This is a genomic window from Bifidobacterium intestinale (assembly GCF_023656765.1).
GTDB classification, from domain to species: domain Bacteria; phylum Actinomycetota; class Actinomycetes; order Actinomycetales; family Bifidobacteriaceae; genus Bifidobacterium; species Bifidobacterium hominis.
On the sequence record NZ_JAMOKR010000005.1, the window covers coordinates 68,397 to 84,953 of the forward strand.

A 16,557-nucleotide genomic window follows, 5' to 3' on the forward strand; every position below is an offset into this window, starting at 1 on the left:
AAATCGGGAACGAATCTCGGAAAAACGTGAGTTTCGTAAAACGTAATCGTAAGCATGAAGGCCCGGCTGGGGATTTCCAGTCGGGCCTTCATCGTGAATTATGGCGGCTATCGCGGTTGTGGTGATCGATCAGTTAGTGGTGCCTCCACTGGTGCTTCCGCCGGTGTTGCCGCCGTTGTTATTTCCGTCGGTGTTACCTCCGGGGTTGCCTTCATTGTTGGTGTTGGAGGATTTGGTGGTCAACGTGATCGTGGCTCCGCTATCGGACTGGGTACCGGCGGTTGGAGACATGCCCGTGACGGTGCCATCCTCCGGACCGGAAACCGTGACCTGGAAGCCGTAGCTTTCCAGCAGGCTCTTGGCATTCGCATAGCTCATGCCGGCCACGCTGGGCACGCTGATCTGCTGCTTGCCGGTGGACACCCAAATCGTGACCGCGGTACCAGCCTCGACCGTGCTTCCGACACCCGGATCGACGCGGGTCACAGCGCCGGAAGCGATGGAATCGGAATACTCGTTTTCGATGGTGATTTGCGTCAGACCGGCCTGCTTGAGCTGCTCAATGGCCGAATCCTTCGGCTGTCCTATCAGATTGTCGGGAATCTGGGTCATGCCGGACGAAATGTACAGCGTGATGATCGTGCCCTTGGTTTGCTTCGAATTGGCCGCAGGATCGGTGCTTACCACCTTGTCTTTTTCGATGGATGCGTTGTCTACCGTACGCACGTTGCCCACTTTGAAGCCGGCGGCCTCGAGAATGGACTTCGCGTCGTCCTGGCTCTTGTTCGACACATCCGGCACCGCGACCGACTGCGGGCCGGTGGAGAACCATACGGAAACCGTGGAGCCCTTGGCGACCTTCTTGCCGCCCCTGGGATTCTGCTTGGTGATTGTGCCCTTCGGCTTGCTCGAATCGGAATCCTCGCGGGCGTCGAGCTTCAGGCCTTTGGCTGCGAGCTGCTCTTCGACGCGCGCCTCGGAAACATTCGTCGTGGCGGTGAAATCAGGCACTTCCACCATGTCGGCGGCCGAGTCGCTCTTGTTCAACATGAAGAACACGCCCAGAATGACCAGCAGAGCCACCAGACCGCCCACGACGGAGCCGATGATGATCTGCTTCTTCTTGCGTGCCTTCGCGGCCTCCGCACGCTGTTCCGCACGGGTTTTCGTGGCAACGCCGTTCTGCGGGTTCGGCACGGCCTCAAACTGGCCTGTGACGGGATTGAACGCCTGCGTTACGGTCGTTTCGCCGGCAGGGGTCATGGCCACGGTATTCGCGGTCATTTCGGCCTGCTTGCGTGCCTTCATATTGGTCAGATCGGTCAACGGATTGAACGCGGCCGCCATCGGCACACCGCCGTTCATGAACGTCAGCAGATCGTTCTTGAATTCGGAAGCCGTGGCGTAACGGTTCTGACGATCCTTCGCCATCGCTTTCGCGCAAATCGAATCCCACATCTTCGGCAATCCTGGAACAACCGAACTTGGGGGAGTGGCGACCTCTGAAACATGCTGATAGGCGATTGCCACTGCGGAATCGCCGGTAAACGGCGGCCTTCCGGTAAGCATTTCATACAGCACGCAACCTGCGGAATACAGGTCGGAACGCATGTCGACGCTTTCGCCGCGCGCCTGCTCGGGAGACAGGTACTGCGCGGTGCCGACCACGCCCTGCGACTGCGTCATCGTGGCTGCGGAATCGTCGAGCGCGCGGGCGATGCCGAAGTCCATGACCTTGACCACGCCCTGCTCGGAAATCATGATGTTGCCGGGCTTGATGTCACGGTGGATGATGCCCATGCGGTGCGAATACTCGAGCGCGTTGAGCACACCCATCATCACCTGTTCGGCGTCGCGCTGGCTCAAAGCGCCGTTCACTTTGAGAATGTCGCGCAAGGTCTGGCCCTTGACATACTCCATCACCAGATACGGCAGATGCTCGGTCTGGCCGGTTTCGGTGGTGACGACTTCCTCACCCGAATCGTAGATGTTCACGATGTTGGGATTGTTCATTTGCGCCACGGAATGGGCTTCGCGACGGAAACGCTCAAGGAAGATCTTGTCGTTGGCGAAGTCGGCGCGCATGATCTTGACCGCGACGGTACGTCCAAGACGCGTATCGAGTGCCACGTGCACTTCGGCCATGCCGCCACGGCCGACCAGTTGGCCGAGCTGGTAACGTTCACCAGCCAAAGAGGTAGGCATGTTGATGTTCATCCCTGTTCCTTCCCATCAGTACTCAAGAAGATATGAGGTCTGCTGACCACGCGGCGCGGAAGCCTTCCACCTGCAGGCACCACCATCGTGTCAGCCAATTGTGTCTGCTGGTCGAGCAGACGGCGTTCGATGCGGGACAATGTGCGCGACACCGTCAACGCGTCCTTCGGACGGTCAAGGGGATCCTTGGCCAGCATCGACATGACGAATTCGCGCAGCTGTACATCGACGGAGTCAGGCAGCGGCGGAACCGGATTGTTGACATGGGCTGCGGCGATGTCAACCGGCGTGGCGCCAGTGAATGGACGATGTCCGCACAGGCCCTCGTAGGCAACGACGCCAAGCGAGTAGATATCGGATTGAGGCGTGGCCTGTTGACCCTGCGCCTGCTCCGGGGAAATGTACTGCGCGGTGCCCACCACCATGCCATCCTGCGTGATCTGCTCCTGATTGGTGGAGTAGGAGACGCCGAAATCGGTGATCTTCACCTCGCCGGAATCGGACACCATGATGTTCGCCGGCTTCACGTCGCGGTGGATCACGCCATGCGAATGGGCGACGAACAGGCCACGCGCGGTCTGGATGAGAATCGGCAGCAAGCGGGTCGGCTCCATCGGGCCGTTCTGCTCGTGGAACAGGTCGGCCAACGACTTGCTGGGCACATACTCCATAATGAGGAAGCCGATGCCGTCATGCTCGTAGTATTCGAACAAAGCAGCGATGTTCGGGTGTGCAAGATTGGCGGAATTATGCGCTTCCGCACGCAAACGAAGCAGTTTGGCCTCCTGCGTGACCCCTAAATCGCCACGCAATGCCTTGATGGCCACCGGGCGGCCCAACTGGATGTCGTAGCCTTTCCACACTTCGCCCATGCCACCTTGGGCCAGACGGGCGTCCAACCTGTAGCGTCGGTGGATGAGCTGTCCTTCAATCAGTTTCACTCTGCCAGCGCCTCCTGCATCATCGCTTTCATAATCGGTCCTGCGGCGAACGAGCCGTACAAGTCCACGTTGTGTACCACTACGGCAACGGCGATCTTCGGATCGTCCGCAGGGGCGAATCCTATCACCCAGCCGTCGATGGACGTGTTGCCGTCGCCGATCTGCGCGGTACCGGTTTTCGCTGCCACCTGCACGCCGTCAATGGCCAGATTCGGGTTTTCCTTGGTGACCACGGCTTCCATCATCTGCGTGAGCTTGCCCGCGGTGTCCGAACTGAATGCGCGGCTCATGACCTGCGGCTTGGTCTGTGAGATGACCGACAAGTCGGAGGAACGCACGCAATCCACCAGCGTCGGCTGCATGACCTTGCCACCGTTCGCCACTGCGGCGGCCACCAGCGCGTTCTGTAGCGGGGTCACCACGGTGTCTCCCTGGCCGATGGACGCCAAGGCGAGCTTGTCGTCGGCTGCATCGGTTGGGAACTTCGACGCCACGCTCATCCACGGCGTGCCCGTGGACTCGGAACCATCGATGGCGATAGGACTGTCGAAACCAAGCTTTTCGGCCATGGATGAGACCTTGTCGCCACCCAAAGCCACTCCCAGCTGGGCGAAAGCGGTGTTCGACGAATACGCCATCGCGTCTTCTAACGTGATCTTGCCATCCGAACCGTCGGCCTGCGACACCGCGTTCGTCAGCTGCGTGGCCGTACCCGGAAGCGTGTAGCTCGATCCGGCAGGAATCTCAGTGTCGGTCTGATATTCGCCCGTTTCCAACGCAGCGGCCGCCACCACCGTCTTGAACGTGGATCCCGGAGGATACAGCTGCGAGGTGGCGCGGTTGAGCATCAGGTTCGACTCGTTTTGCGAGAGAGTGGAATAGTTGCTGTTCGCCTCGGACGTGTCATGGCTTGCCAGCTGGTTCGGATCGTAACTTGGTGTGCTCACCATGGCGAGAACACGGCCGGTCTTCACCTCGATGGCCACGGCTGCGCCGTCATTGTTGGAGAGGCCGTTGTAGGCGGCCTGCTGGATCTTCGGGTCGATGGACGTTTCGATGGTCGCGCCCTTGTTCTCTTGGCCGGTGAACAGCGATTTGAACCGTTGCCACATCAGTTGGTCGGATTGGCCCGACAGCAGTGAGCTGCGCGAGGCTTCGATACCGCTCCAGCCGCGCTGGCTGATGGAGAAAAATCCGGTGACCGGCGCATACAGCTCGCCGGCCGCATAGGAGCGCTGATACGAGAACGCGTCGTTCGACGGGTCGGATTTGGCGATGACGGAGCCGTCCGACGCAAGAATCGAGCCACGCGGAGCACCATACTCGTGGTAGAGGGCGCGGGTGTTGCGCGGATCGCCGTTGAGCTGGTTCGCGCGGATCGCCGTGATGATCGTGGTGGACATGCCCAGGATGACGAACAGCGCCACCACGATGGTGAACAGTTGGCGGAGTGATTTATTCATGCTTGGCTCCCCTCTGACGTGTTGCCCGATGGGCTCGGTGTGCTCGGCATGTCAGATGCGCCGAACACATTCGATGGGGGAGCAGGGGGTGTGATTGGCATGCCTGCGACCGGCGTTTCCGCGGAAATGATTTCCGTTGCTTGCGATTGCTGCATGGCGGCCGGTACGGCGACTTGCGGAACGTCTTGCGTGGCTGCTTGCGAAACAGCTTGCGATTGTGCATCGGATTGCGCAGAGGCGACGCTTCTGCTGGCGCGGCTCTGCTTGCGGGCGCGCAGCGCCTGCATCGCCTCGTATTGGAACGTGTCGCTATCGATATCGGATTCGGGTTTGTTCGCCGAGTTGGAAATCACCACTAAGAGTGCTGCCAACATGTAATTCGCTATGAGTGAGGATCCGCCGGCGGCCATGTACGGAAGAGTCAAACCCGTAAGTGGTATGACTAACGTGATGCCTCCCACCACAGTGAACACCTGGAAGGCCATGGTGAACACGAGGCCCGATGCGAGAAGCTTGCCGAACCCATCCTTGATTTTCATCGCAGTGATCATCCCGGCGGCGATGATGAGCAAATAGAGCATCAGAATGGCCATCAGGCCGGTGAGGCCCAGCTCTTCGCCAAGTGCCGCGTAGATGTAGTCGGAGTTGGCGATCGGAGTGAGCGACGGGTGACCTTGCCCAAGGCCGGTGCCCATCAAGCCGCCTGATGCCAGGCCGAAAATACCCGTGACGAGCTGGTATGAGCCGCCATACTCCTTGTTGTACTGTGCCGAGTCGAACGGATGCAGCCAGGCGTCAACACGGGCGCCGACATGGCTGAAAATGTTGGCCGCCGCGAACGCGCCCACGGCGAACGCGATGAAACCAATCACAATCCAACTGGTACGCCCCGTGGCCACATACAGCATGGAAACGAACATGGCGAAGAACATGAGCGACGTGCCCAAATCGTGCTGCACGACCAGCACGCCCATCGACACGACCCACACCACGATGATCGGCCCCAGATCCTTGATGCGCGGCAACTGCAGGCCCAACACCTTCTTGCCGCCGACGGCCAGCTGGTCGCGGTGGTCATATAGATAGGAGGCGAAGAAGAATGCGAGGAACAGCTTCGCGAATTCGCTTGGCTGGAACGATCCCAAACCAGGAATCTTCACCCAAATACGGGCGCCATACTGTTCGGAACCGACCACCGGAAGCATCGGCGACAGCAGTAACACCAAACCGATCACCATGCTGACGTACGAGAACCGCCGCAGCACACGGTAATCCTTCATGAAAATCACCAGCAGATTCGCCAAAACCAGCGCGATCGACAGCCAAAGCAACTGTTTGAACGCGACAGACGTGTTCAAATCCTGATCGATGCGGGCGATCATCATGACGCCGGTGCCCGTCAGCACCATCACGCAGCACATGATCGCCTGGTTGGCGTACGGCTGGAACCGCAGCAGCAATCCCCAGGAAGTCAGGAACAATGCGCCGATGAATGCGAGCATCCACAGGTAATTATGCGGAAAACCGCCGGTGGTGCGTTCGAACATCTGGAAGAACGCGACGCCGCAAATCAGCATGCTGAACAAGAGCAGGCCGAATTGTCTCAGACGGGTTACCATCATGACTGGTCACCGCCTGACTTGTCTGACGAAGCGTTGCCCGAATCACCTGATTTGCTTGACGATTTGTCGGAAGCCGTATCAGAGGATTTGCTTGACGACGTGCTATCGGATCCGCTGTTCGTCTTGTCTTGCTTCTTCTGCGCTTCGTCGTCCTGCTGCTGTTTCAGCTGCTTTTTGATCAGGCGCGTATGCGTTTTCGCCTCGCCGTACGTGTCGAAGGAAATGCCCTGCGCGAGCTGCTCCTGCCAACTTGGCGGCAGTTCGCTCGTCTTCATATTGGTGTCGGTGATGGCATGCGACAGCTGGAAGCCGAACAGGCTGGTCGGCACGCCTTGGAAAATCGACACCTCGCCGTTATTGTCGCCGATATAGTACTTGGTTTGGCTCCATCTGTAGGTTGCGAAAGCGCCGCCCGCCAGCCCCAGCAGTATCACGATGGTGACGATGATGGTGATCACGCGGTTGCGTTTGGTGCGTGACCGCTTCGTCTTGCGCTGCTCGATATGCTCGTTGTGGATGGCTTTGGCGACTTCCGGATCGTTTGGATCGGCGGAAATACGGCCATCATCCTTTTGCACGACGGGGATTTCGCCGGTATCGGGATTGATACGGTCGCCGTTTTCCTCGCGTATCGTGGAGGGCTGTGCCACGCGCTGTTCCGGAGGATTGTCGTTTTCGTCGGGATTCTTGCCGTTGCGCAATGCCGCCGCACGAGCCGCCGGCGACTTCTTGCCTTCGCGCAGTGCGGGCGCGGATGCGACCGGCTCGTTGATGATGTCGGCGATCGGTTCGAGGCTTGCGCTGGCCGCGCCGCCGATCAGCGGCGTCTGATGTGGCATGTCGAACGCATCCGCGTCGAGGGCGAGCGTCGCGTCGGCGATGACCGCGGTGACGTTGTCGGTGCTGCCGGCACGAAGCGCCATCGAAACTAGCTGTTGAGCGCATTCTTCCTGATCGGAGCAGGTGGATAGCACCTCCTGCAACGTGGAATCCTCAAGCACGCCGCACAAGCCGTCGGAGCATAGCAGCCAACGGTCGGACGGATGCGCCTTGCGCACGGCGATGTCCGGGCGCGAATCGATATCGAAATCGCCCAAAACCCGCATTACGACGTTGCGCTGCGGGTGATTGCGCGCCTCGGACTCGCTGATGCGGCCGGTATCGATCAGATGCTGCACATAGCTGTGGTCGGTCGTCATGCGGATCAAACGGCCGTCATGCAGTAGATACGCGCGGGAATCGCCGATATGTGCCAAAACCCAATATCCCGCAACCAACGCGACGGAAGTGACGGTGGTGCCCATGCCCGCGAGACGACGTTCGCGCTTCGCCTTGCCGACGATCGCGTCATGCGCGGCCATAACCGAGGTTTTCATCATGTGGGCAATAATCTGGACATCGCCTTGCACATTGTCTTGTTCGATGTGGGCCAGCGAACGGATGGCGATGGTAGAGGCGGTGTCACCTCCCGCATGGCCTCCCATGCCGTCGCAGATGGCGATCAGATGCTCGCCCGCGAACGCGGAATCCTGGTTGTTGGAACGTACGGTACCCACGTCGGAAACGACGGTGGAATACATGAACAGCGGTTGTGAAGCAGGAGAAGTCGGCAAACGGGTCACCTCAATTCGAAGGTGGTTGCGCCAATGCGTACGGGAACGCGCGATCCAAGGATCATCGGCGCGTTCAGACGCTGCTGGTTGACCACAGTGCCGTTGGTGGAACCCAGATCTTCGACGGCCCATTTGCCGGTGACGGGATCCGTGTAGACGCGCGCATGGTGGGACGAGACGAATTCGTCATCCAAAACCACGGTGTTCGACGCAGAACGGCCAAGCGTGATGGTGTTGCCGGTCAGAGGGACGGAACTGCCGGCAAGAGGACCATCGATGATGACCAGCAAGGTGGGCTTGGCGTTTGACGCGGCGCTGGCCACCGGCGCGAGGGCGGCCACGGGCGCTGGCGCTTCAACGGCCTTGCGCGCGCGACGCTCCTTACGGCGATGAGCCCGCGACTTGCGCGGGCTGAGCGTTTCCACATCCCTGTACAGCGAACGTACCGTACAGGCCACGAAGATCCAAAGCAGTACGAGGAAGCCGTACTTGAGGATCGCGAAAGTAAGTTCAGTGAGCATAGAGGCAACTCCCGAGGTTGGGGTTGGTTACTCCTGATCCTGCGAAGATGCCCAATACAGGATTCGGGTGCGGCCGATGGTGATGGTGTTGCCGTCGAGCAGCGTGGCCGCCTCGACATGGTGGCCTTCGACATACATGCCGTTGGTGGAGCCCAGATCGCGCGCGATGACGGTGCTGCCGTTATCGGTGATGTCGATCTCCATATGGCGGCGGGAGATGCCCGGATCGTCGATCACGATGTCGCAGTCAGAGCCGCGGCCGATGATGGTCTTGCTTTCCGTGAGCAGATACTGGTGCTCGCCGATCTCCAGCATCGGGCAATCCTCGGTCTGTGCCTCGGTGGTGACGGGCACGGTGTTACCCTGCACGGATTCGCTCGTCAGCTTGAAGTTGCTCTTGGTCAAGTCGAGTTCTTCTTCGAAGATCACCACGACCGGGCCTACGAACGCGTAATGCTGGTCCTTCGCATACTGAGTGAGGTTGTCGGCCAGCTCGTTGGCCAGCGCTTCGGCACCCCAATCGACGATGTTATTGAAATCCGGCGTGCTGAGCTTAAAACGGTACTCGTTCGGCGCCACGGTGCGGTCGCGCGTGACGGGCATGGCCTCTTTGTCAATCTCACGTTCCAGTGCGCTGGAAAGGTCGACGGGCTGCAGGTCCTTGGACCCGAACTTGGCAAAAACCCCGTTGACGGCGCCTTCCACGCTCTTCTCAAATCGGTCGAGAACACTCATGCTTGTCCCTTTCTATCCTCACCCATCCTACGCGGTAGAGTGCCGAGCGCCAATTCATAAGCCTGTTAATTGCAAAAATTTCATGCAATATTTCGGTCTTTATACCATCTAGGGGGTATATGGTTCTGGGTTTGTCTCCATAATCTCGATTCCCACGCTGTGCGATGGATGTCTGTGGAAAAGGGAGATATGGAATGGTGATAGGTTGGGAATATGACAGATGCGATTCGACAGTTCCCTCGTAAAAAAGCACGTACCTTGCGATTCTCCTGCGGTGCGCCACGTTCGGCCCGCGCGATTGCAGATGGCTCTCGCGTGCTGTTCCTGCGTTCCGACGGTCCGGAAGATACCGTCACCTCGCTGTGGATGAGCGCGATCGACGAAAACGGCCACGCCAGCGAAACGCTGCTCGCCGATCCACGCACGCTGCTCGCCGATGCCGACGCCGAAGACGTTCCCGCTGAAGAACGGGCGCGTCGCGAACGTGCGCGCGAAGGCGGTTCCGGAATCGTCGGCTATTCCACCGACGCAAGCGGCAACCGCGTGACCTTCACCATCAACGGACAACTGTTCCTCACCGATATTTCGGCGGGCGTGACGCGAACCATCGAAATCGATGAAGACGAACTCAAGCCGGTACTGAACCCGCGCATCAGCCCCGACGGACATCATGTGATGTACACCACCGGAACATATCTGGTCGATGTGGATCTCGCCGACGATGAAGAAATCGGAGACGCGATTTCGGTAGTCGCTTCAATCCCGCAAAACGGCGAATGGAAGATCGGATTGGCGGAATTCGCCGCAGGCGAGGAAATGGACCGCTACGACGGATTCTGGTGGTCCCCGGACTCCAAATATGTGCTGTTCGAAACCTACGACGAATCCCCCGAACCAATCTGGCATCTGTCGGACCCCGCGAATCCAACCAATCCGGCGCAAGCCAACCGCTATCCGCAAGCGTTGACCGCCAATGCCGACGTGCACCTGACCCTGCTGGAACTCGGCTTTGACAGCGATAACTGCTGCTACGGGGCAATCGCCAACGAAGTGGTCTGGGACCACGAAACCTACGAATATTTGGCCGCAGTCAGATGGACAAGCGGGCATGAGCCGATCATGCTTGTGCAAGATCGCCTTCAGCAGCACGATCAGGTGCTCGCCATCCACGTAGGCGAGCCGATCGCCACCATGCGCGACGCGGAGAACGACTTCACCGATAGCGATGGCGACCAGGTCGAAACCTTCTCCATCGCCATCCCCGAATACGCGGAAGGCGAACGGCCGGGCACCACGCGCGTGCTCGAGGAACATAGAAACGACTACTGGCTCGACCTGATTCACGGCACCCCCGCATTCACGCCGGACGGACGCCTGATCTGCGCGATGAACGACATGGACGCCGATATGAACCGACTCACCGTCGACAGTGTTCCGTTCACCCCAATCGGACTCCAGGTGCGCGAAGTGCTCGACGTGACCGACGACGACGTGCTGTGCGTGGTACAGCGAACCCCTGAACTGTTGCCTGACGACAGCCTGCCATTCCTCTGGCAGTCCAACGCCGCCGACCATAGCGCCCGCAGCTTCGACGTGGTGTCAATCCGCTATGACGGCACATGGGAGCCTCTCACCTACACGCCCGGCCAGTGGACCATGTCCCGCGCAGGAAACGGCTGCGTGGTGACCGGACGTGGCATGGACGACGCGACCGTGCAAATGCAGCATTGCATGAACATCGCCACAACCGACGAAAATGGCACGGACATGGCGTCAATGGTGGTCGCACCAATCGAAAACCATGCCGAAACACCCGGATTCACGCCGAACGTGCACTTCGCCCGACTCGGCGAACGCGGGCTGTACACGGCAATTGTGCTTCCCTCGACAGGCAGCGAATACGCGCATGCCGACACTCTGCCGGTACTCATGAAGCCTTACGGAGGTCCAGGATTCCAGCAAGTCGTCGAAAGCCAATCCTTCTACTGGGATGCGCAATGGTGGGCCGATCAGGGCTACATCGTGGTCACCGCCGACGGGCGCGGCACCACCGGACGCGGGCCGAAATGGGATCGCGCCATCTACGAAACCATGAAATCCGTGACGCTCGAAGACCAAGTCGACGCCGTGCACGCGCTGCCGGAAGCGTTGAACGCGCTGGCTGAAGGCGACGCGGCAACCACCATTCCACAACCCGACCTCAACCGAGTCGCCATGATCGGCTGGTCGTACGGCGGATTCCTTTCCGCGCTCGCCGTGCTGGAAGCGCCGGAAACGTTCGCTGCGGCCTGCGCGGGCGCACCTCCGACCGACTGGACGCTGTACGACACGCATTACACCGAGCGCTACCTCGGCCTCGACCCGGCCGTGTACGAACGTAACAGCATCATCGCCGACGCGCCGCAACTCGATCGCCCGCTCATGCTCATCCACGGATTCGCCGACGACAATGTGACGATTGCGCACAGCCTGCGTTTGAGCCAAGCGCTGATGGCTGCCGGACGCAAGCACACGTTCCTGCCGTTGACCGGCATCACGCACATGACCAACGATGAGACGGTCGCCGAAAATCTGCTGATCCTGCAGCGCGATTTCCTCGCGGAAGCATTGAAGCGGTAGTGCTGCTCCGATAGCGCTGTAATGATAATTGCAAAAGCGCAAGCAAAAGCAACGAACAAAAGCAAAACGCGTTCCCCTGCGACTTCCGGACTGCCAAGCATCCGAGCGTCGTGGGCGAACGCGTTCCCTTCTCGATTGCCAACATAAAACAGGCGAAAACGACTTCGCAAGCGAGGGGGTACCACATTTGTGTACCCCTCTCCAAGTTGGGCTTGAGAAAGCCGAAAATCGTAGAAAAAGAGCAAAAATCAAGCAAGAGCAAACGAATAGCGTCAGATCTGCAATGCAGATGCGATCAAACCTGCACTTGTTCAAGCAAACCGGGCGAATCGTCGATGACGGTCACCGGAATGTACGCAAACAACGTCCAACTGCCGTCCTGCGCAGACGTGGTGAGCATGCCCTGATACGATTCGAGCTGCTTCTTGAACGAGGCGAGCCCGTGGCCGCCCGGTAGTTCGTCATCGCGCTCGTCAGCTCCAGCCATGTCCTCTTTCATGGGATTGATTTGCGTGATTTCGATGGCATTCGGCCGGAGCATCACCGAAAGATCGACCTTGCTTCCCGGAGCGGCATGGCGTGCGATATTCGCATAGATCTCGCGCAGCAGATTATTGGCAAGTTCGGCGATTGCTTGCGATGCGCTCGGCTTGCCGCCCGCGCAGTGCCGGATGGACGTGATATTGAAGCCAAGCTTGCGCAAGCGACGATCGCCGTCATCCAGTGTTGCTCGCAGCAGATTGGACAACGCTTCGCCGTCGGCGTCGCCGGGGAGAGTGGTGGCGTCCATATTCAATTCGTCGATGACGCGATGCACGTTCGTCAATGCGGAAAGAATATATTCGTTGATTTGACGCCAGTCTTCGGCATCGGCTGTTGCGGTTGCCGTAGTTGTGGTTGCGTTGGCAGGGTCAGCAGCGACGCCAGGACTGCTAGAGTTGCCACCGATATGCCGTTGCGCTACAAACGTCGCCGCTGACAAATCGCCCGTCACCGCATCGTGAATGGCATCGGCAATGCGTGCGCGGCTTTCCAATTCCTGCAGACGATTCTTGTTCTGCGCCGCTTCGAAGCTTTTCTGCGTTGTTTTTTCGCTCCAACTCAACGCCCGACCAAGCAGTAGCACCATGGCATACATGCTGACCATGGCGACGGGGTTGGTATTTGGGCCAGGGGGGTCAATCAGCAGAATGTTAACAACGTAATATGTGAGTAACGTTGCCACGATAATGGCATTAGTGCTGTATGCGAGCATGCCATAGGCGTAAAGCTGCGCGGGAAGAGAATTGCCCAAATGCGCGTAGGGAGTAAACAGATCGCCTATGGAGGCAATCACAAGAATCGCCACCGATGCGCTTTTCAGAAACAGCGGAGACAGTACGAGCGCCGTAACCAGCATCGCAGCCCATATCACGCCAAATATGTCGGTAGGAGGCTCGTAGCAAACGCCGTATATGGTCCATGCAAGCACGATCAGCATAATGGCGAAACGGATTGGATGCCACAGGTTCGGATGCTGCGTGCGCATACGATTGCGCCACGCAATGTACTGAGTTGCGGGTTTAGAGCGCATTGGACCTCACCCACAGTGCCACTGCCTGACGCGAGGTCTTGCAGTTGAGTTTTCTTAAAATACTTTGCATATGTTTGCGGATGGTGGCTTCGGAAATCCCCAAACGCTCGGCGATGTCCCGGTCAAGCATGCCCTCCGCGCACAAGGAAATAATCTGCTCCTCACGAACGGTAAGCGCGGGAGTGGTCTCAGCCTCCCTGCTGATACGCAGATTGGCCAACGCAGGCGGCTCAAATCCCTCCATCACCTCGCCATTGCACATACGCATAATAATCTGCGCCAACTGGTCGGCATTCTCCTTACCAACCAGCCCTTGCGCACCAGCCTCAACCAGCTTGTCCCGATAACTATTGATGGAAAAACTGGTTGCACCGAGAATCGGCATGCGCTGGCCCATCAAACGCAACCGACGACATGTGGCGGGGCCTTGCAATCCCTCCATCGACATATCGAGAATCAATAAGCTGACATGGCCGTTCGCATCCTGGCAACGTTCTATCGCCTCACAGCCTGAAGTCGCCGTCCACACCACATACGCGGTCGGCACTTTGCTGGCAATGACGGCACTGAGCGAATCCAGCGCTCGCGGATCATTGTCGACCAGCGCGATGCGGTGAATCTTGGGATGCTTTTCCCGCGTGGACATCATGCGATCACTTTCCTTTTCCGCACAGCCATTGCAGCCATGTTGGGCAGTTGGAATCTTGGGCAGCGGAGATATCGCCGTTGTTGTCAACGGGGGTTGCCGCCGCGTACGCATACGTTGGTGTGCCGGTGAGAGACAGCGTTACCACCATCAGCAGTGAAACAAACTTCATACCTCCATAGTATGCGAGGATGGCGCGCGGGGGTGAGGATTCGGTTGTTCCGGTACGCCGTTGATGCACTGACGCATCGTTATACAGCGCGCATGCCTGTGCTTAGTTTCGTCTTGGCGCCGTTCGCCTAAGATGGAATTTATGACTATCACGCTCATCGATGAGGCGCGTTACGACGCCGAAATGGACGAAACGGTACTGCCTGCGCTGCGTAACTGCATGACGGAAGGCTGGATGGAACCTGCCACCGTTGATTGGGACGGCAATATGCTGCCTAAGCTGGAGCATCCTGGACGGTTACATTACTACTGCTACGACGCGCACAAATTCGACGCATTACGTGAAGACGGCGCGTCGGGCATATTCCGCGGTGCGGTGGTGATTTCGCACGGATTCACCGAATTCGGTCGCAAATACAGCGAAATGGTGTGGTACTTCTTACTGGCCGGCTACTCCGTATGCGTGTTCGAACATCGCGGGCATGGCCATTCCACGCACGACATGAGCAACCCGAGCTTGGTGTGGATCGACGATTGGCGCCGGTATGTGGCCGATTTCGCCAAATTCGCGCAGACCGTGGGACGTGAGACGGCCGGTGATGGCCCGATGTACTTGTACTGCCATTCCATGGGCGGCGGCATCGGCGCGGCTGTGCTGGAACGCTACCCGTCGCTGTTCGACAAGGCGGTCCTGTCCGCGCCGATGATCGCGCCGGTGGTCGGCATGCCAACGTGGATCGCACGCATTGTGGTCGGCGTAATCTGCGGGCTTGGCTTCGGCAAATCACGCGTGTTCGGGCATGCCGATTTTGACGGAAACCTCAATCTCGACGATTACGAGGGAGCCTCCGAAGCGCGCATACGCTGGTTCCACAAGCAGCGCTTGGCCGACGTGACGTGCCAGACCAACGCGGCCACGTTCGATTGGGCAAACCAGGCGATGGCGCTTTCCCGAGCCGTGCTCAAACCCGATATGTGTGGAGCTATCGAATCCCCGGTATTGCTGTTTCAAGCCGGACGCGACGTGTGGGTGCTCAACGGACCACAAGATGACTTCGTCGAACGTGTGCGAGAAGGCGGCGGTTCCATCGAAAAAGTGCGATACAGCCAGTCATTGCACGAAATTTTCTCCATGCCGAATGCCGTGCTCGGACCATATCTCGGCAAAATCCTCGATTTTTTGTCGGCGCCGAACGCAAGTTTGGCGGAATAAATCTGTTTTGTATGACTGACGTTTAATATGCATACCGTCTGCGCTACAATCGCCGTGAATTTGCCGTGAAAGCCGTGGAGAGAGAGCGAGGGCAGTCCGTGGCAAAGCAAACGTCGGGACAGGCGTCGCAATCGCAGAAAACTTCCGAATCGCAAAAAACCGCGAAAAAAACCGCGAAAAAAACGGAACATGTGCTGGAACAGACGCCGAAAAGCCTGCTCATCGGCACTGGCATGACATTGCTGGGCGGTGCCATGTGGGGTATGAACAGCACCGTGGCCAAACTGCTGATGCGTGACTACCAGCTGGATCCGATCTGGCTTTCCTGCGTACGCGCGCTATTCGCCAGCCTGATCTTCCTGGTCGGATCGGCCATCACCACACCGCAGAAACTCGCCGGAGCGGTCAAAGATGTCAAATCGTATCCGAAATATTTGGTCACCACGCTGACATGCGTGCTTCTGGTGCAGGTCTCCTACCTGATGACCATCGACTGGACGAATTCCGGAACCGCCACCGTATTGCAGACGCTCAATCTGATCTTCGTGCTCGCATGGGTATGCCTGCGCGGCAAACGACTGCCCCTCAAGCGTGAATTGGTCGGCGTGCTCCTGGCGTTCGCAGGCACGTTCCTCATCGCCACCGGTGGCAACTTCGCCTCGCTGTCGCTGCCATGGCAGGGGCTCGCATGGGGACTGGTTGACGCGGTGAGCACCGCGGCCATGTCCATCCTGCCGGTCATGCTCATGCTCAAATGGGGCAACATGACCATCAACGGCATCACATTCCTCATGTCCGGACTCGTATTGTGCCCGTTCGCGCAACCGTGGGCGAACATTCCCGCACTGGACGCGCGAGGTATGCTCCTGCTGCTCTACGCCATCGTATGCGGCACATTCCTCGCGTTCTGGCTCTACATGGCAGGCGTGATGCGCGTCGGAGCGGTGCGTGCCACCATGCTCGGCACCAGCGAACCGGTCATGGCCACCGTCACCGCAGTGGCATGGGCCGGCGAAACGTTCACCTTCACCGACCTGACCGGCTTCGCCATGATCATCATTATGGTCTTCCTCGTGCGCTGACCATTCTCCACAAACTGTCCGATTCTGGAGAATCGGACAACTGTAGAGTGTTTGGCCTAGTCTGGTTGTCCGTTTCTCCAGAATCGGACATTCAGGGCATAAAAAATGTGCCGTGGATGACCGATTCTGCAGAATCAGACA

The 16,557-nt window shown here is 58.7% G+C and carries 13 protein-coding genes; 3 read left to right on the top strand and 10 right to left on the bottom strand.

Annotated elements, in window-relative coordinates; translation table 11 throughout:
• Positions 1-129: 129 nt before the first annotated feature.
• Genes pknB through NBH13_RS07365 form a run of 7 tightly spaced genes read right to left on the bottom strand, consistent with a single transcriptional unit; the run spans position 130 to position 9,112 of the window.
• Complete coding sequence (pknB, locus tag NBH13_RS07335; protein ID WP_250779443.1) at positions 130-2,217, bottom strand: Stk1 family PASTA domain-containing Ser/Thr kinase; 2,088 nt, start codon at positions 2,215-2,217, stop codon at positions 130-132.
• On the bottom strand, positions 2,214-3,158 hold the full coding sequence (locus NBH13_RS07340; protein WP_144165958.1) for a serine/threonine-protein kinase: 945 nt from the start codon (positions 3,156-3,158) through the stop codon (positions 2,214-2,216). The genes pknB and NBH13_RS07340 overlap by 4 nt, the downstream gene beginning before the upstream one ends.
• On the bottom strand, positions 3,155-4,621 hold the full coding sequence (locus NBH13_RS07345) for a peptidoglycan D,D-transpeptidase FtsI family protein (RefSeq protein WP_250779444.1): 1,467 nt from the start codon (positions 4,619-4,621) through the stop codon (positions 3,155-3,157). Before NBH13_RS07345 ends, NBH13_RS07340 begins: the two co-directional genes overlap by 4 nt.
• The gene (locus NBH13_RS07350; RefSeq protein WP_250779445.1) at positions 4,618-6,243 is read right to left on the bottom strand and encodes an FtsW/RodA/SpoVE family cell cycle protein; all 1,626 of its coding nucleotides are present in this window, start codon (positions 6,241-6,243) and stop codon (positions 4,618-4,620) included. Before NBH13_RS07350 ends, NBH13_RS07345 begins: the two co-directional genes overlap by 4 nt.
• On the bottom strand, positions 6,240-7,856 hold the full coding sequence (locus NBH13_RS07355) for a PP2C family protein-serine/threonine phosphatase (RefSeq protein WP_250779446.1): 1,617 nt from the start codon (positions 7,854-7,856) through the stop codon (positions 6,240-6,242). The genes NBH13_RS07350 and NBH13_RS07355 overlap by 4 nt, the downstream gene beginning before the upstream one ends.
• 5 nt (positions 7,857-7,861) lie before the next feature.
• Positions 7,862-8,377, bottom strand: coding sequence for an FHA domain-containing protein FhaB/FipA (locus NBH13_RS07360; protein ID WP_099595705.1), 516 nt, complete (start codon positions 8,375-8,377; stop codon positions 7,862-7,864).
• Positions 8,378-8,404: 27 nt separating this feature from the next.
• Positions 8,405-9,112: an FHA domain-containing protein gene (locus tag NBH13_RS07365; RefSeq protein ID WP_099595704.1), complete on the bottom strand. Its 708-nt coding sequence runs from the start codon at positions 9,110-9,112 to the stop codon at positions 8,405-8,407.
• Positions 9,113-9,325: 213 nt separating this feature from the next.
• Between NBH13_RS07365 and NBH13_RS07370 the strand changes: the two genes are divergently transcribed.
• Positions 9,326-11,731 carry a prolyl oligopeptidase family serine peptidase gene (locus tag NBH13_RS07370; RefSeq protein ID WP_250779447.1) on the top strand — a complete coding sequence of 802 codons (2,406 nt, stop codon included), beginning with the start codon at positions 9,326-9,328 and terminating at the stop codon, positions 11,729-11,731.
• A gap of 295 nt (positions 11,732-12,026) precedes the next feature.
• Here NBH13_RS07370 and NBH13_RS07375 read toward each other — a convergent pair whose 3' ends face one another.
• The 3 genes from NBH13_RS07375 to NBH13_RS07385 are packed head-to-tail and all read right to left on the bottom strand — an operon-like array spanning position 12,027 to position 14,122.
• Positions 12,027-13,259, bottom strand: a complete 1,233-nt coding sequence (locus tag NBH13_RS07375) for a sensor histidine kinase (protein WP_250779448.1) — start codon at positions 13,257-13,259, stop codon at positions 12,027-12,029.
• A 34-nt stretch (positions 13,260-13,293) separates the two neighbouring features.
• Positions 13,294-13,953 carry a response regulator transcription factor gene (locus NBH13_RS07380; protein WP_022244653.1) on the bottom strand — a complete coding sequence of 220 codons (660 nt, stop codon included), beginning with the start codon at positions 13,951-13,953 and terminating at the stop codon, positions 13,294-13,296.
• A 4-nt stretch (positions 13,954-13,957) separates the two neighbouring features.
• Entirely contained in the window at positions 13,958-14,122 is a 165-nt protein-coding gene (locus NBH13_RS07385) for a hypothetical protein (protein ID WP_155497134.1), read from the bottom strand.
• Between the two features lie 141 nt (positions 14,123-14,263).
• Here NBH13_RS07385 and NBH13_RS07390 point away from each other — a divergent pair, with 141 nt between their 5' ends.
• Complete coding sequence (locus NBH13_RS07390; RefSeq protein WP_250779449.1) at positions 14,264-15,334, top strand: alpha/beta fold hydrolase; 1,071 nt, start codon at positions 14,264-14,266, stop codon at positions 15,332-15,334.
• A 98-nt stretch (positions 15,335-15,432) separates the two neighbouring features.
• Positions 15,433-16,416, top strand: coding sequence for a DMT family transporter (locus tag NBH13_RS07395; RefSeq protein WP_250779450.1), 984 nt, complete (start codon positions 15,433-15,435; stop codon positions 16,414-16,416).
• Positions 16,417-16,557 lie beyond the last annotated feature (141 nt).